The sequence below is a fragment of the Lysinibacter cavernae genome (genome assembly GCF_011758565.1).
Lineage (GTDB): Bacteria > Actinomycetota > Actinomycetes > Actinomycetales > Microbacteriaceae > Lysinibacter > Lysinibacter cavernae.
In genome coordinates, this window is the sequence record NZ_JAAMOX010000001.1 from 1615325 (window position 1) to 1640501 (window position 25177).

Genomic DNA, 25177 nt, shown 5'->3' on the forward strand with positions numbered 1-25177 from the left:
GGCGGGGAGAGACTAGCGGAGCGTGATGCCGCCATCCATGAGCAGCTCAGCGCCCACAAAATAGGTTGATCGATCGCTCAGCAAAAACAGCACGGCCTCTGCCACTTCCTCTGGCGTCGCAAAGCGCTCAAGCAGAATGTTCTCTTTCCACTGTGCATGCATTTCGGTCTTCTGTTCGAGCAGTGGGGTGCCAACATAGCCGGGCGAGAGCGCGTTCACCCGAACTCCGCGGCCGGCCCACTCAACGGCAAGCGACTTGGTAAATGCGGTGACAGCTGCCTTCGAGGAGTTGTAGACGCTCTGCTTCTGCGGATAGTTGACCATGTAGTTGCCAGACATCGACGCGATATTTACGATGCCGCCCCCGCCGCGCGCCAGGAGTTCACGACCAAACGCCTGGCAGGCAAAAAAGAGGCCCCGAAAGTTGACGCCCATCACGCGGTCGAAGTCAGCAATGGTCATGTCTTCAACGCCGATGTTTTCTTCAACGACGCCAGCCGAGTTGACGAGGGAAATCGGTCGGGCATCCTCTTCATACAGTGCGGCGACAACGGCGCCAAGCTGCTCAACATCGGCGAGGTTGCACTCAACCCCAACAACGCCTTCTGGCAAGCGGTCGAGACCGCGAAGGTCCAACCCGATAACATCGGCGCCGTTGGCCTGCAGCGTCTCGCAAATTGCGCGCCCAATCCCACCTCCGGCACCGATGACGGCTACGCGTTTTCCTGCGAGTTCTTGCTTCATGGTGGTTCCTTTCGGGTGGGTTATTCGGGGCGACCGAGGGTGACGATCGTTTTAATGTGCTCCGAGTTGTGCAGGTTATCGAGAGCCGCTTCAAATCCGTCCAGTGGGATTCTGCTCGTGATCATGCCCTCGGTTTGGATCCGACCGGACCGAAGCGCAATCACGGCGCGGTCGAAGCAGTGTGCCTGGGCGAATGATCCTTTGATCGTGAGCTCACGACTGAAAATCTCGTACGGGCGGATGCTCGAGGTGGCTTCCTCGCCGGCAAGTCCATATACAAGGATGGTACCCCCGGTGCGGGTCAGGGATACGGCCCGTTCAAGCAGGGCGGTTGAGCCGGTTGCTTCGATCACCGCGTCAAAACCTTCAGGAGCGATTGACTCAAGCTCATCCATGCCCTGATCGGGGTTGGCCCGCGAGAGCTGCACGACGTGGTCGGCCCCGTAGCGTTTGGCGAGCGCAAGCTTCGAGGCGGTTGGTGCCGCAACCGTCACGCGAGCAGCTCCAGCCATACGGAGGAGCTGGCTGAGGATAAGCCCGGTCGGGCCGGCCCCGAGGATGAGCACATCGGATGCGGGTTTGAGGGCAAGCACGTCAACGCCGTGGACGGCGCAGGCAGTTGGTTCGGTAAAGACGGCAACATCATCACTCAGATCTGTCACCTCAATCACCTTGCTGGCTTTCGCCACGAGATACTCGGCAAAGCCTCCGGGCGCATTGCACCCGAGCGAGGTGAAGTTTTCGCAGAACAGGTCATTACCCCGAGCACACGCAGTGCATTCTCCGCAAAAGATCGTGTTGTCTAGCACTACCCGCGTGCCGATCGCTGGAGAGCTCACGCCCTCGCCGTGCGCTTCGACAACGGCCAGGATTTCATGGCCGGGCACGAGGGGAAACTTGGCGATGAACCCTCCATGGAGCAGGTGCTCGTCGGTTCCGCAGACGCCGGTTTGCAGCACTCGCAGCAGCACGTCACCGTTGCCGGCGGTGGGCCGCTGAATTGACTCAACAGCCCAGGAGCCTTCACCCATGAACACAACTGCGTTCATGGTGCTGCCGTGTATTTGCTCTGTCATCTGGAATCTCCCTCGACTCGTCACCTATTCAAATTCGTTAGTAATACTACATCAGCCACGACCAAACGATTGCAAAACATGATATTTCAGCACTTGTCAGGCAGGTTCACCACAACGATTCCTCATTTCGTGTAGTGTAACTACATATTCATCTATGCGAAGGAGCTGCCGAATGAGCGGACCTATTGACCAGCCGACACTGCTGAACATCGTAAAAACGGGTTCTCTAGAAGGACACACTCGCGTGTACCGGAAGAACCTCGGCGACATGACCGGGGTCTACCAAGACCAGCCCGCCTACGCAGAACAGCGTTCCTCGAAAGGCGACGACGCCCTCGTATACAGCGTAGAAGAACAGCGATACGGCAACCACGACGGTGCACTCATCGTCGGAACCAGCACGATGCTTCCCGGACAGTACGGCAACGAATTTGCGGTCACTCGTGGGCACCTCCACGGAATCTCGAACAGAGCGGAACTCTACTACTGCCTCAGCGGCAAAGGCGTCATGCTCCTCGAAACCATCGACGGGCGCAGCGAGGCCATCGAGATTACGCCAGGCCAAGCCGTGAATGTTCCTGGTGAATGGATCCACCGCAGTGTCAACGTCGGTGACGAGCCCTTTGTCACGCTCTTTTGCTACGCCGCAGATGCAGGGCAGGACTACACCATCATTGCCGACGCAGGCGGAATGAAAAACCTCGTCGTTGCGACCGCCGACGGCTGGGCGACCGCACCAAACCCAGCGCACACCGGATACCGGGCGGTCTCGGAATGACCAACAGCATCCTGAACCAGCTCGAGACCATCGGGGTCATCCCCGTTGTGGAGATCGAGCACGCGGACCACGCCGTCCCGCTCGCCCGCGCGCTCAAAGCCGCAGGCCTCCCGACAATGGAAGTCACGCTCCGAACGGCTGCCGCTCTCGAAGCAATAGAGCGCATCAGCGACAACGTTGACGACTTCCTCGTTGGCGCAGGCACGCTACTCACCGAGCAGAACGTTTCCGACGCGATTGCGGCAGGAGCCGCGTTCGGCGTATCCCCCGGGCTGGATGTTCCCGTCGCCACGACGGCCATCGAGGCGGGCTTCCCCTTCGTCCCAGGCACAATCACTCCGAGCGAGGTACTCGCCGCAGTGCGCCTCGGCTTCACGAAGGTGAAGTTTTTTCCCGCCGGGCAGTACGGAGGGGCATCCACGCTCTCGGCCCTCTCGTCGCCGCTCGCCGCAACCGGCGTTTCGTTTATGCCAACGGGCGGGGTGCGGCTCGATAACCTCGGCGACTACCTTGGCCTGTCCTCCGTTTTTGCTGTCGGAGGCACGTGGATCGCAACAAAGGCCCTCATTACGGGCGAGCAGTTCGAGACGATCGAAACCAACGCGCGCCAGGCCGCAGAGGCCGTTGCCACCATCCGTAGAAAGTAAGAAGTAACCGAGCATGACAACTCCCCTGACCTACCGCTTCGACACCCTTCAACCAGCCGAAAAACCAACGCTGTATTTCATCGGCGTCACCACGGCCGGTTCCTCAATTCGCCAGGTTTTCCCTCAGTGGGCGGATGCCCTCGGCCTTCGGAATGTGCAGCTCGTTGGCATCGACCTCCCCCTTCACGCCGACCCCGAGGAATATCGCCGCGTGACCGAGTTCATCAAGGCTGACCCGCTCAGCCTCGGCGCACTCGTCACGACACACAAGATCGACATGTTTCACGCGGCCAAAGACCTGTTTGACCGCATCGATCCCCTCGCCGAGCTCATGGACGAAATCAGCTGCATTTCAAAACGTGACGGCGAACTCTGGGTGCACGCCAAGGACCCAATCTCATCCGGTTTTGCGCTTGAAGCGTTTATTCCTGAGTCACACTGGTCTGAGCATCCAGAGGCGCAGGCTTTTATTCTTGGGGCCGGCGGCTCCGCCGTTGCGATCAGCTGGTACCTGACCCGCGCGGAGCGTGGTGCTGAGGTACCAGCCGGCATCGTGGTCACAAACCGCAGCCCAAAGCGGCTCGAGATGCTGCAAGATATCTACGCAGCGGCCGGCGCAAAGACGCCCCTCACAACGGTGCTGGCGCCGTCTCCAGAGCTCAACGATGCGGCGCTCTCGCGCGTTCCGGCAGGCTCGGTTGTGATCAACGCGACCGGGCTTGGCAAGGATGCGCCGGGCTCGCCACTCACCGATGCCGCAGTTTTCCCACAGGGCAGCATTGCCTGGGATCTGAACTACCGCGGTGATCTTGTGTTCCTTGACCAGGCGCGCACCCAATCGGCAGACCGCAACGTCACGGTTGTTGACGGGTGGGATTACTTCCTCCATGGGTGGACCCAGGTCATCGCCGAGGTGTTCCACATCACCATCCCAACGTCGGGCCCTGAGTTCGAGCGCCTGTCCGCGATCGCCGCAAGCACCCGGTCCTAACCCCAACTCACCTGCATCTATTTGTGAGTTTCTGTCGCAGAAATGTGATTTTCCCGCAGATTCTCGCAAATAGATGCAGGTCATGAAAGAGCCAATATCATGAAGATCCTTGTGACTCCCCGATCGATGACCAAACCAGGCCTTGACGCCGTTGCCGAGCTCCAGCCACTCCGCGATGCCGGTTACGAACTCGTAAGCATCGCCCCCGGCAAACTCCCGGGCAAAGACGAACTCCTCAACGTGGTTGGCTCAGTTCACGGCTGGATTGCCGGAGTTGAGCCCATCGACGCCGACGTACTTGCCGCAGCCGGTTTGCTTCGTGTCATCAGCCGCAACGGTGTTGGGTCTGAATCGATAGATACGGATGCTGCGCAGCGGCTTGGCATCGAGGTGCGCGTTGCGAGGGGCGCAAACTCGCGAGGCGTTGCCGAGCTCGCCTTTGGGCTCATCCTGAGCGGCCTTCGAGAAATTCCCGCCGCAGACCGTGTGCTCCGCGGCGGCGGATGGGAGCGGCAGCTCGGTCGAGAAATCGCGGATGCAACGGTTGGAATTGTCGGCTACGGCGCCATCGGCCGAATGCTCGCGCAGTTTTGCGCCGCCCTCGGGGCAACCGTGCTCACCTACGACCCGTTCAGCTCGCCAGAGCCGGGTTCTGCGGTCGAAGCCGTGACGCTTGACGAACTCTTCTCAAGGGCCGATGTCATTTCGCTCCACACCCCGCCGGCCGCCGACGGCACGGCGCTTGTCACCGCAGGACTCCTGGCAACCGTTCAGCGCGGCAGTATCCTGGTCAACACGGCGCGCTCCGCTCTCGTCGACGCGGATGCCGTGACCGCCGCACTGAACGATGGACGGCTCTCCGCCTACGCGGTTGATGCGTTTGATACCGAGCCGCCAACGCTCACGAGCTTATTGACCCACGAGCGCACCATCCTGACGCCGCACCTCGGCGGCTACACCGACGCAAGCACCCGACGGGCGACGCAACTCGCGGTAGAGAACCTTCTGGCTACAATCGAGAGCAGCCGCAATAATTAGTTTGACCTTCACCCCAGCGGTCATAACCGGTAAGGATTACCAGTGCACACCCCAGCCGACGTTCCTCTGCTTGAGCTTCTCCGGGCACGGTTGCCCGAACTCCGCAAATCGGAACAGAAGGTAGCGCAGCTTGTCATCGAGGAGCCGTCGTTTGTGGTCTCCTCGACCATGGCCTCGCTCGCCGAGGCTGCCGGGGTCAGCGAACCTACGGTCATGCGATTCTGCACTGGGCTCGGCATCGGGGGTTTCCAGGCGTTCAAGATGAAGCTTGCTCAGGCGCTCGCTATTGGGCTGCCAACCACGTACAGCTCGATTGCGCGCGACGACTCCGTCGAGGTCATCTCAACCAAGGTGTTTGACCACACCATCAGCAGCCTTGACCGGGCGCGAGGGTCGCTGGATGCCGGACAGATAGAGCAGACGGTGCAGGCTATCCTCGAGGCACAACGAATGACGTTCATCGGCCTCGGCGCTTCTGGCATCATTGCCCTCGACGCGGAGCAAAAAGAGTCGCTGTTTGGCATCCCGTGTTCGGCGCCCGTTGATTCTCACCAGCAATTCATCGCGGCCGCAATGGCCGAGCCTGGTCAACTCTTTTTTGTGATCTCGAACACCGGGCGCACAGATTCCATCAACAAAACCGCGGAGGTAGCAGCGGCAAACGGCGCGACGGTCATCGGCATCACCGGCGAGCACGATGCGCCGCTGCTCAAGCACTGCCAGTTCGCGATTGTTACCAAGACGTTTGAAGACACAGATGTGTTCACACCAACGGTCAGCCGCCTTGCCGGCCTTGTGCTCATCGACATTCTGGCAACCGCGGTGGCGGCGCGGCGCGGGACCGAGCACCTCGATCGAATCGCTTCGATGAAAGAGGGGCTGGCCCGCTTCCGCACGGCCTCGTCAGAGGCTTAGGCCTCAGCCGCCGTCACCAATACCTTCACTTCGTTGCCGCTCGATGCTGCGGCAAATGCCTCCGCCGCGCGCTCAAGCGGATACGAGTTCGTGATCATGGCGTCGACGTTGACCCACCCGTCGCGAAGGATGCGGATGGATTCCGCATAGTCCTCGGGCATGTATGTGGCTGCGCCAAGCAGCCGCATCTGGTGATCTTGCAGGAAGGGAAGTGGCACGGTGACGTCGCGAGTTGGCACGCCAACGATGACAACCGATCCGCCTCGGTCTGCCATCTCACAGGCAGTTGCGACCGTTGACTGCACGGATACGCAGTCGAAAACGACGTCCGCCGACTCTCCAAGCAACTCGCGAACGTCGGTTGCAACCGTCGAGTTTGCGGCATCAACAACCGCATCCGCGCCGAAGTCGAGTGCCCGAGCGCGCTTGGACTCAAGCATGTCAGTCATGATGATCTTCGATGCGCCTCCCGCCCTTGCCGCAGCGAGCACCATGAGACCGATCGTCCCGCAGCCAAGGATGACGACGGTTTTGCCGTGCACGCCTCCTGCGATGCGGACGGCGTGCACTGGCGTGGCTAGCGGCTCGATGAGCACTGCCGCGTTCAGGCTGAAATCTGCGGGGATCTTGTGCAGGCGCGACGCCGGAACGGAGAAGACGTCGGCCATGCCACCCTCCCGATATCCGCAGCCCAAAAATTCTAGGTTTTCGCAGATGTTTGAGCGGTCCGTCCGGCACATCTTGCAGGTGCCGCAAGACAGCGTTGGCTCTGGAGTCACGAGATCCCCGACCTCGATGCCAGCGGTACTTCCTGTCAGGGCCACCACTCGTCCAACCACCTCGTGACCGGGGAAATACGGTGGTTTCATAATCGGGTGGTGCCCGCTTGCGCCGTGCACGTCTGAGCCGCAGACGCCGGCGACGATCATTTCAACAAGAGCCTCGCCCTCTGCCAGTTGCGGAAGCGCTTCGCTGACAATCTCAACTGTGTTTGGCGCGGTGACGCAGACGCGTCGACGATTACTCAGGTTTACCATGTTGGATTCCGTTCGCTAGAGACCACTCAGGCCCGCTGAAACGTGTTCAGAGGGCCCGAGCGGGTGAAAAAGGTTGCGTATTGTGTTGCCGGTTAGAAGATGCTGTCTGCGTCGTAGAAGTCGGCTACGTTGTTGCAGTCGATGCCTGCAGCCTTGGTGAACTCTTCTGGCTTGAAGTCGCTTGCGACCTTTTCACCGGTTGCCAGCTGGAGCGCGATCTCGAACGCGCGCTCCGAAGCGAGCGACGGCGAGTTCAGGCCGGTCGAGACATACTGGCCGCTGCAGCCGTCTTCCTTCATGATGCGCAGCGCTTCCTTCTGTCCGTCAGACGAAGCGGCAACAAGCGTTGTGGTGTTGCCCTGGTCCTTGAGCACGGTCAAAGCTCCCAGCGCCATCGAATCGTTCAGGCCGAGGATGAGGTCAACCGTTGGGTTGGCCGCGAGCAGCGATTCAGCGGCAGGTACTGCCTTGTCCTGTGCCCAGAACGCGGGAGCGCTTCCAACGATGTCATAGGTGACCCCGCCTTCCTCAAGCCCATCGAGGAAGCCCTGTTGACGCTGCGGCCCAACGATTTCGTCGTTTGGCCCACCGTTCAAGATGGCGACAGAGATGCTCTTTTTGCCTTCGCCGACAAAACGCTTTGCCGTCAGCTCACCAGAGAGTTTCCCAATCTCTGAGTTATCAGAGGTCACGGCGGTGACGCCAACGTCTGGGATTCCGGTGTCAACGAAGATCACGGGGATTTCCTGCGCAATCTGGTCAAGCTGCGCCTTCTGCGTGTTTGGGCTGATCGCGTTGACCACGATTGCGTCAACACCCTGCGAGAGCATTGTCTGCGCCTGGTTGAGCTGTGTGACGGGGTCTCCCGCCGCATCCTGCACGAGCACCTCGAACCCACCGGCCTTCGCCTGGTCCTTCGCCATCTCAACCATTGCCGAGAAGTATGGGGCGTCCTGCTGCTTCTGCAGGAACCCGATCTTCACGTCGGATGCGCCCTTCTTCTCGCCGGCCGCGCTGCTGCCACCGTCGTTGACCGAGCCACAAGCGCTCAGTGAGAGAATCGCGACTCCGGCGATGATTGCTTTAGTGATGTGTCGTTTGATTGTCATCTTTGACCTCTTCTATCGAAAAACTGCTGTGAATTGCAAACAATGATTAGGCGGGGGTTTGACTGCTGCTGGCTTTCCTCCTCTTGGAAAACTGGATCGTGGTGAGCACAATGGCAAACAGGATGAGCGCGCCACGGAAGGCATCCTGCATGTAGGTGGAGACGTTGAGGAGCACGAGCAGGTTGGAGATCACACCGAAGATGAGAGTTCCAACGACGGCCCCAAAGACCCGGCCCTTTCCACCGGCAAGGCTCGCCCCACCGATCACAACTGCGGCAATGGAGTCAAGCTCGTAAAGCGTTCCTGCCGTAGGCGTTCCAGCGCCAACGCGGGCGGCAAGCAAGAATCCGGCAAAGCCAACGAGGAGGCCGGCAAGGGCATATACCGCCACAAGCGTTCCCTTGACGGGGATGCCCGCGGCACGTGCGGCTTCTTTGCTGCTCCCGATTGCGTAGATGCGGCGGCCGAAGACCGTGCGGCGCACAACAAAGGCGATAATCACGGCGAGTGCTAGCCAGATGATTCCGATGACCGGGAAGCCGAGCACGGTCGAGGTGGCAATATCGCGGAAGTTGCTTGCTTCTGGCATTGCGGGGACGCCCTCGGTGTAGGCGTATACCAGTCCGCGCGCGAGGGCCATCATTCCGAGGGTCACAATAAACGGTTCAAGTTTCCGGAACGCAACAAGATATCCAGTGGCGGTACCAATAATGCCACCGACGATAACGGCAACCAGGATGGCAAGGATGACGTTTGAACCGCCCCACATGCCAGCCGCGAGCACGCCGGCAAGGGCGACTACTGAACCGACGCTAATGTCGATGCCGCCCGTGAGCACGATCAGAAACTGTGCAAGCGTGACAATACCGATGACCGACACCTGCAGGATGAGGTTGGCAAGGTTTCGAGTTGTAAAGAACGAGTCAGTTGCAAAGGCAGCAACGATGAGGAGCGCGATGAGAATGTACAGCGCGTACTGCGTCTTTGCCCAGTTACCAAGCCCTCTCAGGTCAAACCGAGGCGTGGCGTCTGCCGTGACGGTTGAAGTTGATGATGTTGTCATTCGTTTTCTCCTCCAAGGGCAGAACGGATCAGATCGTCTGTGGTGCTTTCGGCGGGGAAGAACTCGTTCACGAGTCGCCCGTCGCGCATGATGAGGATGCGGTTGCACAGCATGAGCGCTTCTTCTGCTTCGCTGGTAATCACCACGAGGCCTTTCCCGCTCTCAGCGAGTCCGCGCGCGATCTGATAAATGTTGAGTCGGGCACCAACGTCGATGCCCTTTGTTGGTTCGTCAAGGACAACCAGGTCTGGGTCTGCCTCAAGCCATTTGGCGATGCACACCTTTTGCTGGTTTCCGCCGGAAAGTGTTGATGTCAGGGCTTGCGGACCACCCTTGACCTGATACTCGACCGTGAGCTCACGGGTGCGGCGCTGTTCGTTGCGTACGTTAATGACACCAAACGTCGAGAAGTGATCAAGCGTGCTGAGCGTCATGTTCTCGCCGTTGGTGAAGTCGTGCACAAACCCTTCCCTGCGGCGGTCCTCGGTGAGGTAGGCAACCTTGCCGCGCAGCGCAGCCCTCGGGTCTTTAAAGGAGACGGCTTTCCCGTGGACGCTGACGTCTCCGCCAAGCCGTTCTTGCTGACCAGTAATCGAGCGTCCGACTGAACTGCGTCCGCTACCAACGAGCCCGTAGATTCCAACGATTTCGCCGGGGAACACCTCAAAGCTCACCCCTCGCGTGCTGCCAGCGGCGAGATCCGAAACCGAGAGCACCGGTGTAAGCCCGGTACCATCAATCGGCGCAGGCGCTTCAAGCGCACTCACTGCCTCGCCGATCATCATGGTCATGACGTCGTCAGGGGTCGTTTCTTCGGTGCGCACAACATCCACAAGTTTGCCGTTGCGCAGCACGGCGATGCGGTCGGCAAGCGCAAACACCTCAGGCATGCGGTGCGAGACAAAGACGATAGATACGCCTTCGGCCCGCTCACGCTCAACGAGGTCTTCGACATCCTTGAAGTGCTCTTCGGTAGTGGAGGCTGTTGTTTCGTCCAACAGGAGGATCTGGTGCTGCGAGACCTGTGTGCGGCTGAGCGCAAGCATCTGGCGAAGGCCTGGAGCGAGTGTTGAGCCGGGGGCTGAAAGCGAGACGTCGCCCATCCCAACGATGGTGAGCGCCTCTCTGGTCTTTTCTGCCCTGCCGCCCTTGCTCAGGTTCCACGGCTTTGTGCGGTTTGCCGAGCTCAGTTCGCGCAGCCAGACGTTTTCTTCGACGGTAAATTCGTCGATGATGAGCGGCTCTTGGTGCATGAGAAGGATGCCGGCTTCTTCGGCATCCGCAGGGCTCCGAACCTGTCCGGCGTAATCGCGAATGGTAATCGAACCGTCGGTTGGCACTTCTTGTCCGGCGAGGAGCTTCGCCAGGGTGGATTTGCCAGCACCGTTCGCCCCGCAAATCGCGAGTACTTCACCAGGGTAGCCTTCGAGGCTCACGCCGTCGAGAGCTTGAACACCCGGATACGCCTTCGAGACGTTGTTGATGATAAAGGCAGCATCACTTCGCTGCTCGTGGGTCATCGCGACCACCGTTCGACCGCTGACCGGCACTGCTGTACCTGGGCCGTTCCGTTGGGAAAGAGTTTCCAACTCATGTGCGCTCCTTTGCGTGGAAACCAACTCGTAAGTGTAGTAATACTACCTAATGCTAAAGCGATTTCCAGCTTTTTACAAATTTGAGCGACTTAAAGGCAAAAATAGCCGGGTTAAACGTAGCTATCCTACATATCGTCGTAGAAAACGCACTCACGCAGTAGCCCGAGGGCAGAAACAACCACAACCGACCTAGTTGAGGGCGCACCGACCACAGCCCTCACCGGCCGCACCCCCACGGCCTTGCGGGGACGAGTTCACCGCCGTCGAGCATGCGCTGCAGTGCACTCACCGCAGCGCACAAACCGCATTGCACGATAAGAGACAAGCCAAAGCACCAAAACGCTACAAGGGTTCCGAACCCAAATGAGGCACGCCTAGCGCCCTCGAAACAGTCAGCTACAGCTGGATATCAAAGCTCCGCAACCGTTTCTTGTCCCGCTTTGTTGCCGATGCTTGCAGAGCAAGCAGTTCGGCATAAATTCCGCCGCTTTGGGCAAGTTCCTTGGGCGAGCCGTTTTCGTCAACGCGCCCGTTTCGGAGCGTGATAATACGGTCAACGGCCGAAATCGTTGACAACCGGTGCGCAATAATGAACGTCGTGCGCTCGTGCATGAGCAACTCAAGGCCGTCCTGCACCAGCTGCTCCGATTTACTGTCGAGGGCAGACGTTGCCTCATCGAGCACCAAGATGGGTGCGTCTTTGAGCAGCGCACGCGCGATCGCGATGCGTTGCTTTTGCCCGCCAGACAGTTTAAGCCCGCGCTCACCGATCTCGGTGCTGTAGCCCTGAGCAAATTTACTCACAAATTCGTGCACGTTTGCCGACTTGGCGGCAGCCTCGACCTGAGCATCGGTTGCCTCCGGGCGCGCATAGGCGATGTTCTCGCGGATAGTCCCAGAGAACAGGGCTGGCTCCTGGAATACCACCCCAACCTGCCTCCGGAGCGCACCAAGCGGCAGCGCTGCGATATCCGTCTCCCCGATGCGGATACGGCCAGCAGTCGGGGTATAAAGCCTGAGCAACAAGCTCATCAGGGTTGATTTTCCACCGCCGCTCTCGGCAACAAACGCAACCCGCTCGCCAGCTGGGATCTCAAAGCTAATGTCCCTGAGCAGGGATTCCTCATCGGAATACGAAAAAGAGACCCCCTCAAACACGATTGGGAGCTTGTCAATCTGGGCACTCGGCTGCGGCTCTGATCCAGCGAGTGTCTCAGGGGCAATAACCGCATCCGTAGTCGTGGCCGCGCCCTGGCCAACCTCGCGAAGGGCCCCTGACTGTGCCTCTGGAGACTCCTCCATCACGGCAAAATAGTCTTTACTGCCTGCCACCGCTCGCTGCGCAAAATCGATCATGTAACTCATCGAGAGCACAGGAGTCCGTGCCATTCCGACGAGCTGAATAAGCAACACCATGACCCCGAGCGTGAACACGCCCTCTGCCGTTTGTACAAAAATAACGCTGAAAACTCCGAAGAACACGAGGTTGAGCGAAACCCTGCGCAGCACATCCATCTGATGCCAGAACCGCGACTGCGACTTGGTAATCGCGACGGTCTTCGAATACCGCTGCCGAAACTCGTCAAGCTCGCGCCGCTCCTGCCGAAAGCTCTTGACCACCCGAATCTGACCAACTACCTCGGCAAAGCGTCCGCCGGCAATGTCGTATTCGGTGTTTTTTTCTTGCTCAAAACCCTGCCATTTTGCGCTGGTTTTGGCGGTGAGCCAGACGTAGACCGGATACATCACCGCAAGCATCACGGCGAGCGGCCACGAATACACCGCGGTAATGATCAGCACCGCAACGACGGTGACCAGCATCTGAAAGAAGCCGTTGGCAAACGAGTTGAGAAAGTTCGTGACCTCGGTAATTGAACGCGATAGCCGGTTAATGATCTTTCCGGTGAGCTCATTATCGTAATACCGCTGCGGAAGTGAAAGCAGTTTCTCAAAGTAGCGGGCCGAAAGAATAGCCCGCAGCCTGGTTGCCATGACGTCGCCGATATAACCACCAACGTTGGTGAACAGCGTGTTCAACAGGTCAAGGGCCAACAGGAGCGCCGCCAGCCAGATCACAGGGGCCACGCCGCTGGCCTGGCCGTTCACGACAAGCGTGATGTAGTCGATTGCTGCCTTCAGCACAAACGGAACGAGCAGCGTCGTTGCGGCCATGAGCAACGAGCACAGCACAATTGCTGCATATAACCACCAGAGCTCCCGAACAGAAAGCATAATGCGAAGGATGCTACGCACGGCACTCCTTTGGGGGTTCAATCACGGCGCGGCACGGGCGCGTGTAGTGGTGTATTACTCAGAACGAGCGGAGTGACGACGCCCTCATGGACGTCGTCACTCCGCTCGATCGAAGGTGAGTTAGGCCAGGTTTCCGGCGCTGTCTCCGCGCTTCGTGTCGGTAGCATCCTCATCGGTGCTATCGTCTTCATCTTCGTCTTCGTCTTCGTCGAAGTCGTCTTCATCGCGAGGCTTCACATACGGGTCCTCGTCGCCAGCGTATTCTGCGTTGGCTGCGAGGGCTGCCGACTCTTCGTCGCGCTCGCGAGCGGCGCGCAGCAGGTCATTGATGTGATCGGCGTTCTCGGGGATGCCGTCGAGAATGAACTCGAGCGTCGGGGTGAGACGCGTGGTCATGTTGCGACCGACCTCGGTGCGCAACATACCCGTTGCAGCCTTGAGCGCGGCGGCGCTGTCCTGGCGCTCCTCCTCGGTGCCATACACCGTGTAGAAGACGCTCGCGTGCTGCAGGTCGCCCGTGACCCGAACATCCGTAATCGTTACGAAGCCAAGCCGAGGGTCGCGAAGCCCCTTCTCGATGCGCTTGGCGATGATCTGCTGGATGCGCTCGGCCATCTTGCGTACGCGTGGGTTCTCAGCCATGTTCTGTGTCCTTTCGCTGCCCAGTCAGAGCCCATCGGTTGAACTCAAGTGAGTCTCGTGATCGGGCAAAGCAGGGTGGATGAATACTGTATCAACGGAAGCGGGATGCCACGAATTCCGTGGCATCCCGATTCTCGTTCCGAAGCGATCTCTGCAGAACGCCTCGTGTCAAACACTCGCGCTAGACGCGGGGTTTTTCCTTGAGCTCGGTGGTCTCAATTTCGTCGCCGACCTGAATGTCGTTGAACTTGCCAAGACCGATACCGGCCTCGAAGTCCGTACGAACCTCGGTGACGTCATCCTTGAAGCGACGCAGCGACTCGATGGCGAGGTTGTCGCCAACCACGATGCCGTCGCGGATAACGCGGGCCTTTGCGTTTCGGGTAATGGTTCCCGAGCGCACGATAACACCGGCGATGTTTCCGAACTTGGATGAGCGGAAGACCTCGCGGATCTCGGCAACACCCGACTGAACCTCTTCGAACTCTGGCTTGAGGAGACCCTTGAGCGAGTTCTCGATGTCTTCGAGAGCGTTGTAAATAACCGAGTAGAACCGTACGTCGACACCTTCACGGCTGGCACGCTCGCGCGCCTTGGTGTCGGGACGAACGTTGAATCCGAGGATGATCGCGTTGTCGATCGTGGCCAGGTTGACGTCGGACTCGGTAATGGCACCAACACCGCGGTGGATGATGCGCAGCTGAACCGAATCGTCGACCTCGATCTTGAGGAGCGACTCTTCGAGGGCCTCAACGGCACCCGAAACGTCTCCCTTGATGATGAGGTTGAGGGCCTCGACCTTTCCGTCTTCGAGGGCCTTGGTGAAGTCCTCGAGGCTGATGCGCTTGCGAGCCTTTGCCAGCAGGGCGTTACGCTCTGCTGCCTCACGCTTCTCGGCGATCTGACGGGCGGTGCGGTCTTCTTCAGTAACGAGGAAGGTGTCGCCGGCGCGGGGAACCGTTGAGAGTCCCTGTACCTGAACCGGACGTGATGGGCCAGCCTCCTGCAGCGTCTCGCCGTGCTCGTTGAGCATGGCACGAACGCGGCCGTAAGCCGTTCCAGCAACGATGGCGTCTCCGACGCGCAGTGTTCCCGACTGGATGAGCACGGTAGCAACAGCACCGCGGCCCTTGTCGAGGTTTGCCTCAATGGCAACACCGCGAGCGTCCTTGTTGGGGTTAGCGCGCAGGTCAAGCCCGGCATCAGCGGTCAAGAGAACCGCGTCAAGCAGCTCCTTGATGCCAACACCGTCGCGAGCCGAAACGTCAACAAAGATGACCTCTCCACCGTATTCTTCTGCAACGAGGTTGTACTCGGTGAGCTGCTGACGAACCTTGGCCGGGTTGGCGTCTGGCTTGTCAATCTTGTTCACCGCAACAACAATTGGCACGCCAGCGGCCTGGGCGTGGTTCAACGCCTCAACCGTCTGCGGCATGATGCCGTCGTCGGCCGCAACCACGAGGATCGCGATGTCGGTGACCTGAGCACCACGGGCACGCATGGCGGTAAACGCCTCGTGACCAGGGGTGTCAATGAAGGTAATCGGACGGTCTTTGCCATCGTGAACAGCGGTGACCTGGTACGCACCGATGTGCTGCGTGATTCCGCCGGCTTCGCCAGCTCCCACGTCAGCGTTACGGATAGCGTCGAGCAGTCGGGTCTTACCGTGGTCAACGTGACCCATAACGGTGACAACCGGAGGACGCGCAACGAGTACGTCGTCGCCCTCTTCTTCGAGTTCGGCATCGAGGTCGATGTCGAAGCCTTCGAGCAGCTCGCGGTCTTCATCCTCAGGTGAAACCATCTGAATCTTGAAGCCAAGCTCGTCGCCGAGAATCTCAAACGTTGCCTCGTCAAGCGACTCGGTTGCCGTTGCCATCTCACCGAGGTGGAACAACACGGTAACCAAGTTTCCTGGGCTTGCGTCAATCTTGTCGGCGAAGTCCGAGATGGATGCTCCGCGACGCAGACGAATAACCGTTGAGCCGTCGCCACGAGGTACGCTTACGCCGCCAAGTGACGGCGCCTCGCGCAGCTCAAACTCTTGCCTCTTCGCCCTCTTCGACTTACGTGACTTGCTCTTGCCGCCTCCGCGACCAAATGCACCTGCGGTTCCACCACCCGGTCCGCGGCCACGGCCGCCACCACCGGTGGGACGTCCTGCAAATCCGCCTGGACGACCTGGTGCACCCGCTGCTCCCGCACCGGCACCGGCTCCAGCGCCTGCTGGGGCCCCGCCTGGACGCGAGAATCCACCGGGACGACCGCCCGGTGCGCCACCTGGACGACCTGCGCCGCCTGGGCGGCCCTGTCCTGGGCGACCCTGTCCTGGTCCACCGGTTACCTGGGGACGCGCGACGGGGCGAGGGATGTTGTTTGGCGTAGGTTTGCGAGCCGTGCCCATTCCCTGAGCCGAAGCGAAGGGGTTGTTTCCGGGGCGAGGGCCGCCGGGACGGGCAGTGCCCATTCCCTGAGCCGACGCAAACGGGTTGTTTCCGGGGCGAGGGGCTCCTGGGGTAGCCGGACGCGCTGCGTCTCCACCCTCGGCGCCCTCAGCTGCTGGTGCAGCGTCTGCCTTGTCTGCTGCCTTTGGCGCAGGCGCCTTTGCAGCATCGCTCGGGGCCGCTTCTGCCGGCTCAGCGGCGGGTGCCGCTTCGGCCGGAGCTGCTGGAGCGGCCGGCGCAGCAGGTGCTGGCGTCGGCGCTGGAGCAGGTGCTGGCGTCGGTTTCTTGGCGCCTGGCTTTGCCGCGGCGGGTTTTGTTGCCTTTGCCGCTGGTGCGGCCTCTGCTGCTGGCGCTGGTGCGTCAGCCTGCTTGCCAGCTCCGTCAGCCTCGAGGGCTGCCTTGAGCTTGCGTGCGACCGGCGGAGCAATGCTCGACGACGGTCCCTTGACGAACTCGCCCATCTCTTTCAGCTTGGCGAGTGCGACCTTGCTATCGACGCCCATATCGGCGGCGACTTCGTGTACGCGTGGGTTTGCCACAGTTCTCCTGTCTTGGGTCTGTGCCCAGACAGGCGCAGACCGTTAATTACGGACGGGTCTCATTTCGAGCCGCTCATTAGTTTTCCATTAGCCGTTCAGCCTGTTCTCTAGTGGTTGTGTGTCAAGCGAACTCGACACGCGGAACGCACGGCCAAAGGCCCTGCGCTTCACCGCTGAATCAAAACACGCACGTGTTGGATGAATCCACGCTCCCCGCCCGGGCAAAACCGCATTCACATCGACAACAACTTGGCTGTCAACAGAGACGATTCGCAATAGGACATTTTTTTGGGAACGGGAACGGCACCCAATGCACGTTCTAACCGGATTCATCCTACCACCCTCCTGCACATCCCGCCGATCGTTTTTTGCTCCCCTAGCTCGCGGGGTGCGTTCCAGCTCGTGGGGTGCAGTATTTTGCGCCCCACGAGCGGATTCGCACCCCACGAGCGGGTGGTTAGTCTTCCAGAATTGAATCCGGCTGGATGTCGATCTTTGCGCCCGTCAGCTTCGCAGCCAGGCGGGCGTTCTGGCCCTCCTTGCCGATTGCAAGCGAGAGCTGGAAGTCGGGAACCAGCGCGCGAACCTGCTTGGCCGCTGCATCAAGGATGAACGCGCTCGTCACCTTTGCGGGCGACAGTGCGTTTGCCACAAATGTTGGCAGATCCTGCGAGTAGTCAACGATGTCAATCTTCTCGCCGTTGAGCTCTGCCGTTACCGCGCGAACGCGCTGGCCAAGCTCGCCGATACAAGCGCCCTTTGCGTTGATGCTCGGGTCGTTTGCCTTGACCGCGATCTTGGTGCGGTGCCCGGCCTCACGGGCGAGCGAGATGATCTCAACTACACCACTCGAAATCTCCGGCACCTCAAGCGCAAACAGCTTACGCACGAGCCCAGGGTGAGTGCGCGAGACCATAACCTGCGGCCCCTTCACTCCCTTGGAAACGCCAGTGACATACACCCGGATGCGCGAGCCGTGGGTGTAATCCTCGCCTGATACCTGCTCCTCTGGCGGCAGGATGGCCTCGACGCTGCCAAGGTCAACGTGGATCATGCGAGGGTTTGGTCCCTGCTGAATCACGCCGGCAACAATGTCGCCCTCTTTGTTGCGGAACTCGCCAAGAACGGCGTCGTCAGCAATGTCGCGAAGTCGCTGGTTGATGACCTGTTTCGCGGCAAAGGCAGCGATGCGGCCAAACTCGTCGGTCGATTCCTCGACCTCGCCAATAATGTTTCCCTCTTCGTCGTGCTCAGGAACCAGAACGGCAAGGTGGCCGGTCTTCTGGTCAAGAACAACGCGCACGCTTGGCGTTGCACCGGGGATGCCTTCAACCTCGGTGGCGTGTTTGAGGTATGCCGTCTCGATGGCTTGCTCGATAATCTGGACCAATTCCGCAAAGGGAATTTCCTTCTCGCGTTCCATCATCCGCAAAACGGTGAGATCGATTTCCACGTTCGGCCTCCTCTATTCATATTGTGAGTATTCAGTTAGTTGTGCGCTCAGGCGCACACGTCATCCACTACGGTACCTGATTTTTGTAGCGCCCATACCCGAGCGCTCAAAGAGAAATGACGCAAGAGTTCCTTCCCAACTTGGAGAAGGAACTCTTGCGTCAGATCTGCCGGGCATGCGACCGGATGCGACGAAGGGACAGCCTAGGCCTTCAAGGCATCCGCGAGGTCGGCGATGGCGACCTTGGTGCGTTCGCCACTTCGACGATCCCAGAGCTCAGCAAAGCCCTCGACGGCGTCGCGGCCAACAATCACAATTGTGGGCACACCGATGAGTTCGGCATCGGCAAATTTCACGCCGGGTGAGAGCTTGGGTCGGTCGTCAAACAGCACGTCCTGGCCAGACTCCTCAAGCCCGGCAACGACGCCCTCTGCGACCTCAAGAATCGCCGGGTCTTTGCCCGTGGCGATGACGTGAACGTCAAAGGGTGCAACGGCAGGAGGCCAGATGAGGCCCTTCTCGTCATTGTTAAGCTCGGCGATGATCGCAAGGATACGCGTGACACCGATGCCGTAGGAGCCCATCGTGACGGTCACAAGTTTGCCATTTTCGTCGAGCACCTTGAGCCCGAGCACCTCGGCGTATTTGCGTCCGAGCTGGAATACGTGGCCGATCTCCATGCCGCGGGCAAGCTCAACGGGTCCGGAACCGTCAGGCGCTGGATCGCCCTCGCGAACGTTGGCAACCTCGACAGTTCCGTCACCCTCAAAATCGCGTCCGGCAACCAGGCCAAAGACGTGCTTACCTTCGGCGTTTGCGCCGGTAATCCACTCGGTGCCAACCGAGACGCGAGGGTCGAGCAGGTAACGGATGCCGGTAGCCGATTCCTCACCAAGCACGGAGCCGTCGGTCGACCAGGGGCCGATGTAGCCCTTCACCAGTCCGGGGTGCTTCGCAAAATCGGCCTCGGTCGCGGCCTCAACCTCTGCAGGGCCAAACGCAACCTCGGCGCGCTTTGGGTCGACCTCGCGGTCGCCAGGCAGGCCAACGATCACAAGCTCACGGCTGCCGTCAAGCCCAACAAGCGCAAGAACGACGTTCTTGAGCGTGTCGGCAGCGGTCCATTCGCGGCCGTCGGCGCGAGGATGCTCGGCGTTGGCCTTGTCGACCAGCGTCTGGATGGTTGGGGTGTCTGGGGTGTCGTGAACCACGGCATCCGGAAGCGAGTCGAAGGGAACTGGCTCGGGGGCAATGGTGTGGAAGGCCTCGACGTTGGCGGCGTATCCGCCAGCCGAACGCACAAACGTGTCCTCACCAACGGGAGTCGGGTGCAGGAACTCTTCGCTTCGCGAGCCGCCCATTGCGCCGGCGTCCGCCTGAACAATGACGTATTCGAGCCCGAGGCGCGTGAAGATACGCTCGTAAGCGTCACGCTGCTTCTGGTAGCTCACGTCGAGGCCCGCGTCGGTGTAGTCGAAGGTGTAGGCATCCTTCATCGTGAACTCGCGGCCGCGCAGCAGGCCGGCGCGGGGCCGAGCCTCGTCGCGGTACTTGTCCTGGATCTGGTAGATCGCGAGCGGAAGGTCTTTGTACGACGAGTAGAGGTCTTTCACAAGCAGCGTGAAGACTTCCTCGTGCGTTGGCGCGAGCAGCATGTCTGAACCTTTGCGGTCCTGCAGACGGAACAGGTTGTCGCCGTATTCGTCCCAGCGGCCGGAAAGCTCGTAGGGCTCGCGCGGCAGCAGCGCCGGGAAATGTACTTCGTGCGCGCCAGCGTTGGTCATCTCTTGGCGGATGACGGCCTCGATGCGCGCCTTGACCCGGAGACCAAGCGGCAGCCAGGCAAACACGCCCGGCGCCTGACGGCGAATGTAGCCGGCGCGAACCAGCAGCTTGTGACCGACGACCTCCGCCTCGGCGGGGTCTTCTCGGAGGGTACGAAGGAAGTAGTTACTCAGACGTGTAGGCACCTCACCATGTTAGCGGCATCCGCAAGCCGGGCGGGGATGGCTAGCAGCAACTACTCCCTCGGGCGGCGGCGGATGCTGCGGAAGCGCGTTCCACCGAGCGAGCGCAGCGAGTACCGTGCCTTCCAGCGGTCACGGCGACTGAGATCATCTGCCCAGTTCTTACGGAGGCCGGTCACCTCGTCCCAGTAGTGCTCCGCAAATTCCGCGTCCACGGGGTCGGTGTTAAACACCGCGCGGTCTGCGGCACGCGCAAGGCCCATCACTCTCGGCTGCCCCAAGGCGTCCGCATACTCAAGACGCGTGCGCGATCCTGGGGGCTCGGCACCGTTGTCGACAGCAACATCCACAACCTCGCGCCAGGCGCCTGTCACCCGGTCGAGCGGCTGTTCGGCCGCGCGACGCTTCTTTCGCCGCCAGCGCTTTGCCGCCGCGATGAGGATGAACGGCAGGCACACGATGAAGACGACGAGGGCGACCCAACCGGCAACGATGAGCACGGCGAGCAGAATAGCGAGCCACTCTGGGGCCTCGTCGTCGTCCTTATTGTCTTCGGCATCCGGCAGATACGGAACGGCGGTGTCGTCGTTTTCTGGAGGGGGTGGCGGTGGAACGCTGAGGGGGTGCGAGACCTTTTCAGGGTCCTGCGGCTCTTCCTCAGGGATTTCGCGCCATTCTGGCGTCGCGTCGATAGCGACCCAGCCCTCGTTGGTATTGACCTCTGTCCACGCGGTCACATTCTCGCCCGTGATCACGCCGCTGCCGTCCTCTGGCAGGAACCCAAAGACCACGCGGGAGGGGAATCCCACCTGCTGGGCGAGCAGCGACATCGTCACGGCGTACTGCTCGGCGTCGCCAATCAGTCTCGGTTCATCAAGGAACTGCACAATTCGATCGAGCGCATGGCCAGACCGGCTGTAGACCTCGTCGGGTTTTCCGTGGCTGATGTAGCCTTCGCGAAGCGTATCCGCGATGGCTACGAGCTTTGCACCCTCGCCCTCAACGTCGTCAGACCAGTCCTTGACCGTCGTCCGGAGCACGGCAGGGACCTCGTCGAGCAGCGTCAGCGGGGCCTTGCCCGGCTTGAGCTTGGTGAGCTCTTCGTCGCTCAGCTCGGTATTCAGTACCGCGCTCAGCTCGTAGGCGTCGCCATTCTGCAACCCGCTCGTGGCCGCCGCGGTGCCCCCGTCGCGGTTATAAAAGAATGAGTTTGTCAGTTGGGCGGAACGGTTGCCGTCAAATGCGATCGACTTGAGCCATCCTGCCGTCGGAACCCAGACGCCGCGATAGCCGTCAACCGTGACCGTTACGTTAATATCGTCGCCGTCGCGGTCGCTCTGATCGATGGTGTACGGAACGCGCGCAAAATCGGTCAGGCCGCTTGGCGATTCCGGGGTGCCAACACGGTAGAGGATGCCGTCATACGTGTCGAGCGTAGCGATGCGGATGCGCGCGCCGTCTGGCAGACCGTCAACGGTAAACATCGTCTGGTCAATTCGGTCATCAGCAAGGTAACTGCGAAAACTCGACAGCGGGCTCGCATAGTCGCTCGGGTCGAATGGCGGCGCAACCGTGTCCCGCAGCACATCCCTCGCCTGTGTGGGAGTCGCAATCGAAACCGCTCCGGTGGCAAGGCCGCCGCCAACAGCAAGTACAACAACCGCGGCGATAGCCGAGCGGATGCGGGGCCAGGAGCTCTGGGCCGCAACCTTCGGCGCGCCCTCTGCCGACGCCATGACAGCCGTTGCGATGGAACGGCGTCGACGGGCCCGCCACAGCATCCACACCGTCACGAGCACCACAAACGCGAAGGCCTGCGCAACGAGCCACCAATGCCCGGAGATCTGGGCGATTGGCGAGCGAACGTTGGCAACCCCGTAGACAAGCCCAAATACAAACAGCACAACCGGGGCGAGGACCCCTGCAGCAGCAAAACGGCGCGCGCGGAGAAGGACGCTCAGCCCAACGACGCTGCCGATGAGCACAATCACAAACGGTGGAACCAACAGAGCTTGGTATTCGCCAACCGGCGCGTCGACCGTCAACAGTTGCTTCCAGGCAAGGGCTGAACCAAGCAAAAGCTCGCGGAGTCCGTCGATGGATGGAACGAAAGGCGCCGTTGCGTATTGGGGCACCGCGAGGCCAGAGCCAAGCGCCAAGTACAGGACGAGCGTTGCGATCACGAGCATCCACACCGGCATCCGCGTGAGCGCGCCAACGAGCGCAAGCGCCGAGCCGAGAATAAGCGTGACCCCGACAACGATAAATACGGACGGGTGCTGATACACGGGCCACAGGGTGACCGCGGCAACACCCATAAGCGCAACAAAGAACAGTGAGTTCGCGACAACATCGCGAGCCGGCTGCCGAGTGAGGGCGCTTCGATTCTTCTTGGCGTCTGACATCACAGGGCCGCCGATTTTGCGAAGGATCGTTTGAGATCGTCGAGGTAGCCAACTGTCAGCACAGTGAGGCCATCAATGCGGCGGATGCTCGGGACGATTCCGGGGTTGCACACAATCGCAACAACCTCGGTGTCAAGATCAAAGGCGAGGGATGCCGACCGAATCTGCGTAGCGGTTGGTACCGACCCACAGATAAGGAAGGCAACAGAGATACCGGTGATCTCGTTGGCGCACACGCGGCTGAGCTGGGTCAGCGGGATCGCTCGGTCGTGGTGAGCGACGCCTGAGAGGTCGTCGAGCAGCCGCGACGGGCTTGTTACCCTGAGGCGCTGCGCGGCGGGGGTCACGTTCGTAGCGTATTCCGGCATGATCTCGGAGACGGCCATAGCTGTGTCTCTTCCGTCACGAATCGCGCGAATGCCAATCGAGCCGGCAACACTCACCGCGAGCTCAAACTCTTCTTCGCTGTAGTAGTCGGCGCTTGAGGTACTGAGAGCGAGCAGCAGCTGGCTACGCCGCGTCTGCTCAAACTGGCGCACCATCATCTGCCCGGTGCGGGCGGTGCTCTTCCAGTGAATGTGGCGGCGGTCATCGCCCGGCGCATACTCGCGGAGGGCGTGAAACGAAACGTCGCTGTTTGTCAGGTCCCTCGTTGGGTTGCCCTCAAGGTCGCGGATGAGGCCGGTATTTGTGCTCGGGATTGGTGTGGTGAGCGGATGCACAAACAGGCTCAGCCCGCCCGTCCACACGAGTTCGCGGCGGAGGAGCAGGAGTGGGTCGGCCCTCACTGAACGAACGGGGCCAACCGTAATTATCGAACGGCGGAGCGTCGGAACCACAAACTCGCCGCGGAATTGACCGCCGGCTCCGAGGCTCGGCAGCGAGAATTCGGCGAGCCCCTCCCCCACGGGAACCTCGATAGTTTCGGGAAACAACCGGCGTTTGGTCGGGTTGGTCACCACAAGCGATCCTGGTGCCTGCTCGCCAACAACAACACGGGCACTTTGCATGAGCAGGTCAACGGCGTAGACGCTTCGACCGATCATGAAGCAGGCCGCTATGACCAGAACAACAAGTCCAAAGAATCCGAGGAACACCGCCTCGACCCAGCCAAACCCATACCCAACGACGAACCCGATGAGCGTGACGGCAAGGATGCTCCAGCCGAGGCCAGTAACCGTCGCGCCAAGCCAGCGAAGGGTTCGTTTTGCGATGCGGCGCACACGTCGCCACAGCCGGTTAGCAGCATAGACGCTGCGGCCGACAAGCCCGGCCTCGGCCGCACGAAGTTGGGTCGCGGTGTGCCCATACGCGGTATCGGCATAGGTAGAACCGGCACCAATCGTTTCGGAACGGTTGGTGTGATCTGACCGCTCTTTTCGGCGGTTCTTACGAATCTCTCGACGGGCAAACGGCGAAGTCGTAGCCCTGACGCCAGCGTTGGCCTCAGAGGATGCGGGGGATGACGAAGACGGCGGGCGTGTTCGCTTTGGGGCGGTGCTCACGCCACCGTTTCCCGCTCAGCGGGTGGGGCGACGTCAATGAGGACCTGTGCGATCACGCTGTCAGGGGTCACACCGTCAAACTCGGCCTCTGGGTCGAGGATGAGGCGGTGCGTCAGGACGGGGCCGGCAAGCGCCTTGACGTCATCAGGCAACACAAAGTGGCGCCCCTGAACCGCCGCCCAGGTCTTTGCGCAGCGCACGAGGGCGAGTGCGCCACGAACGCTCACGCCGAGGCGGACCTCTGGTGCGATTCGAGTTGCCTCGATCAGGCGGGCGATGTAGTCAAGCACCGCCGGTTCGATGTGAACCGTCTGCGCGAGCGCGGCCATCTCGACCACGTTTTCGCTGGAAATGACGCTCGGCAGCACGCTGTCGTGCGAGCGGGTTCCCGCGTTCTCAAGGATGCTGATGGTCGCGCGGTGATCTGGGTATCCGAGCGTTGTCTTCATGACAAATCGGTCAAGCTGGGCCTCAGGGAGGCGATACGTTCCGGCCTGCTCCACCGGGTTCTGGGTCGCAATCACCATGAACGGGCGCCCAACGCTGTGCGTGTGGCCGTCAATCGTGACCCGGCCTTCTTCCATCACCTCAAGCAGCGCCGACTGCGTCTTTGGGCTCGCGCGGTTAATCTCATCGGCCAGCACGATGCTCGCAAAAATTGGTCCCCTGTGGAACTCAAACTCGCCACGCTTCTGGTCGTAGATGCTCATACCGGTGACGTCACCAGGCAGCAGGTCAGGAGTGAACTGGATTCGGCTGCTCGTGCCCCGAACGCTCTGCGCGATCGCACGGGCGAGCGACGTCTTTCCCGTTCCCGGGTAGTCCTCCAGCAAGAGGTGACCGTCGCTCACGAGGGCGGTGAGCGCAAGCTGAACCACACGGGTCTTGCCAAGCAGCGCGGTCTCGACGTTTGTCACCACGCGGTTAAAAACGTCGGCAAACCAGGTGGCTTGTTCCGGGGTCATACTCACGGTGT

At 60.6% G+C, this 25177-nt stretch carries 20 protein-coding genes; 5 read left to right on the top strand and 15 right to left on the bottom strand.

What is annotated here, in order from left to right; genetic code table 11:
• Positions 1 to 12: 12 nt before the first annotated feature.
• Positions 13 to 744 (bottom strand): SDR family NAD(P)-dependent oxidoreductase, encoded by a 732-nt coding sequence (locus FHX76_RS07235; RefSeq protein ID WP_167149318.1) that lies wholly within the window; start codon positions 742 to 744, stop codon positions 13 to 15.
• A gap of 20 nt (positions 745 to 764) precedes the next feature.
• Positions 765 to 1820 carry a zinc-dependent alcohol dehydrogenase family protein gene (locus FHX76_RS07240; protein ID WP_167149320.1) on the bottom strand — a complete coding sequence of 352 codons (1056 nt, stop codon included), beginning with the start codon at positions 1818 to 1820 and terminating at the stop codon, positions 765 to 767.
• Positions 1821 to 1992: 172 nt separating this feature from the next.
• Between FHX76_RS07240 and FHX76_RS07245 the strand changes: the two genes are divergently transcribed.
• The 5 genes from FHX76_RS07245 to FHX76_RS07265 all read left to right on the top strand — a co-directional run bounded on the left by FHX76_RS07245 (position 1993) and on the right by FHX76_RS07265 (position 6189).
• Entirely contained in the window at positions 1993 to 2598 is a 606-nt protein-coding gene (locus FHX76_RS07245; protein ID WP_167149322.1) for a glucose-6-phosphate isomerase family protein, read from the top strand.
• The gene (locus FHX76_RS07250; protein ID WP_167149324.1) at positions 2595 to 3245 is read left to right on the top strand and encodes a bifunctional 4-hydroxy-2-oxoglutarate aldolase/2-dehydro-3-deoxy-phosphogluconate aldolase; all 651 of its coding nucleotides are present in this window, start codon (positions 2595 to 2597) and stop codon (positions 3243 to 3245) included. Before FHX76_RS07245 ends, FHX76_RS07250 begins: the two co-directional genes overlap by 4 nt.
• A gap of 13 nt (positions 3246 to 3258) precedes the next feature.
• Complete coding sequence (locus tag FHX76_RS07255; RefSeq protein ID WP_167149326.1) at positions 3259 to 4236, top strand: shikimate dehydrogenase family protein; 978 nt, start codon at positions 3259 to 3261, stop codon at positions 4234 to 4236.
• A 99-nt stretch (positions 4237 to 4335) separates the two neighbouring features.
• Positions 4336 to 5274 (top strand): NAD(P)-dependent oxidoreductase, encoded by a 939-nt coding sequence (locus tag FHX76_RS07260; RefSeq protein WP_208402463.1) that lies wholly within the window; start codon positions 4336 to 4338, stop codon positions 5272 to 5274.
• Between the two features lie 42 nt (positions 5275 to 5316).
• The gene (locus FHX76_RS07265; protein ID WP_167149328.1) at positions 5317 to 6189 is read left to right on the top strand and encodes an SIS domain-containing protein; all 873 of its coding nucleotides are present in this window, start codon (positions 5317 to 5319) and stop codon (positions 6187 to 6189) included.
• Here FHX76_RS07265 and FHX76_RS07270 read toward each other — a convergent pair.
• The 13 genes from FHX76_RS07270 to FHX76_RS07330 all read right to left on the bottom strand — a co-directional run bounded on the left by FHX76_RS07270 (position 6186) and on the right by FHX76_RS07330 (position 25172).
• The gene (locus FHX76_RS07270; RefSeq protein WP_167149330.1) at positions 6186 to 7226 is read right to left on the bottom strand and encodes a zinc-dependent alcohol dehydrogenase; all 1041 of its coding nucleotides are present in this window, start codon (positions 7224 to 7226) and stop codon (positions 6186 to 6188) included. The two genes, FHX76_RS07265 and FHX76_RS07270, sit on opposite strands and share 4 nt — an antisense overlap.
• Positions 7227 to 7318: 92 nt before the next feature.
• On the bottom strand, positions 7319 to 8335 hold the full coding sequence (locus FHX76_RS07275) for a sugar ABC transporter substrate-binding protein (RefSeq protein WP_167149332.1): 1017 nt from the start codon (positions 8333 to 8335) through the stop codon (positions 7319 to 7321).
• Between the two features lie 46 nt (positions 8336 to 8381).
• Positions 8382 to 9398, bottom strand: coding sequence for an ABC transporter permease (locus tag FHX76_RS07280; protein ID WP_167149334.1), 1017 nt, complete (start codon positions 9396 to 9398; stop codon positions 8382 to 8384).
• Positions 9395 to 10987, bottom strand: a complete 1593-nt coding sequence (locus FHX76_RS07285; protein ID WP_208402464.1) for a sugar ABC transporter ATP-binding protein — start codon at positions 10985 to 10987, stop codon at positions 9395 to 9397. Before FHX76_RS07285 ends, FHX76_RS07280 begins: the two co-directional genes overlap by 4 nt.
• Positions 10988 to 11389: 402 nt before the next feature.
• Positions 11390 to 13246: an ABC transporter ATP-binding protein gene (locus FHX76_RS07290; RefSeq protein WP_341777885.1), complete on the bottom strand. Its 1857-nt coding sequence runs from the start codon at positions 13244 to 13246 to the stop codon at positions 11390 to 11392.
• A 120-nt stretch (positions 13247 to 13366) separates the two neighbouring features.
• Positions 13367 to 13888, bottom strand: coding sequence for a 30S ribosome-binding factor RbfA (rbfA, locus tag FHX76_RS07295; RefSeq protein WP_167149336.1), 522 nt, complete (start codon positions 13886 to 13888; stop codon positions 13367 to 13369).
• A 181-nt stretch (positions 13889 to 14069) separates the two neighbouring features.
• A complete protein-coding gene (infB, locus tag FHX76_RS07300) occupies positions 14070 to 16871 on the bottom strand; it encodes a translation initiation factor IF-2 (RefSeq protein ID WP_167149338.1) in 2802 nt (933 codons plus the stop codon).
• Between the two features lie 87 nt (positions 16872 to 16958).
• A complete protein-coding gene (locus tag FHX76_RS07305; protein WP_167149340.1) occupies positions 16959 to 17204 on the bottom strand; it encodes a YlxR family protein in 246 nt (81 codons plus the stop codon).
• Positions 17205 to 17328: 124 nt separating this feature from the next.
• On the bottom strand, positions 17329 to 18324 hold the full coding sequence (gene nusA / locus FHX76_RS07310; protein WP_167149342.1) for a transcription termination factor NusA: 996 nt from the start codon (positions 18322 to 18324) through the stop codon (positions 17329 to 17331).
• A 203-nt stretch (positions 18325 to 18527) separates the two neighbouring features.
• Positions 18528 to 20294: a proline--tRNA ligase gene (locus FHX76_RS07315; protein ID WP_341777886.1), complete on the bottom strand. Its 1767-nt coding sequence runs from the start codon at positions 20292 to 20294 to the stop codon at positions 18528 to 18530.
• 50 nt (positions 20295 to 20344) lie between these two features.
• On the bottom strand, positions 20345 to 22696 hold the full coding sequence (locus tag FHX76_RS07320; RefSeq protein ID WP_167149344.1) for a transglutaminase TgpA family protein: 2352 nt from the start codon (positions 22694 to 22696) through the stop codon (positions 20345 to 20347).
• The gene (locus FHX76_RS07325; RefSeq protein WP_341777887.1) at positions 22696 to 24201 is read right to left on the bottom strand and encodes a DUF58 domain-containing protein; all 1506 of its coding nucleotides are present in this window, start codon (positions 24199 to 24201) and stop codon (positions 22696 to 22698) included. Before FHX76_RS07325 ends, FHX76_RS07320 begins: the two co-directional genes overlap by 1 nt.
• Positions 24198 to 25172 carry an AAA family ATPase gene (locus FHX76_RS07330; protein WP_167149362.1) on the bottom strand — a complete coding sequence of 325 codons (975 nt, stop codon included), beginning with the start codon at positions 25170 to 25172 and terminating at the stop codon, positions 24198 to 24200. The genes FHX76_RS07325 and FHX76_RS07330 overlap by 4 nt, the downstream gene beginning before the upstream one ends.
• Positions 25173 to 25177 lie beyond the last annotated feature (5 nt).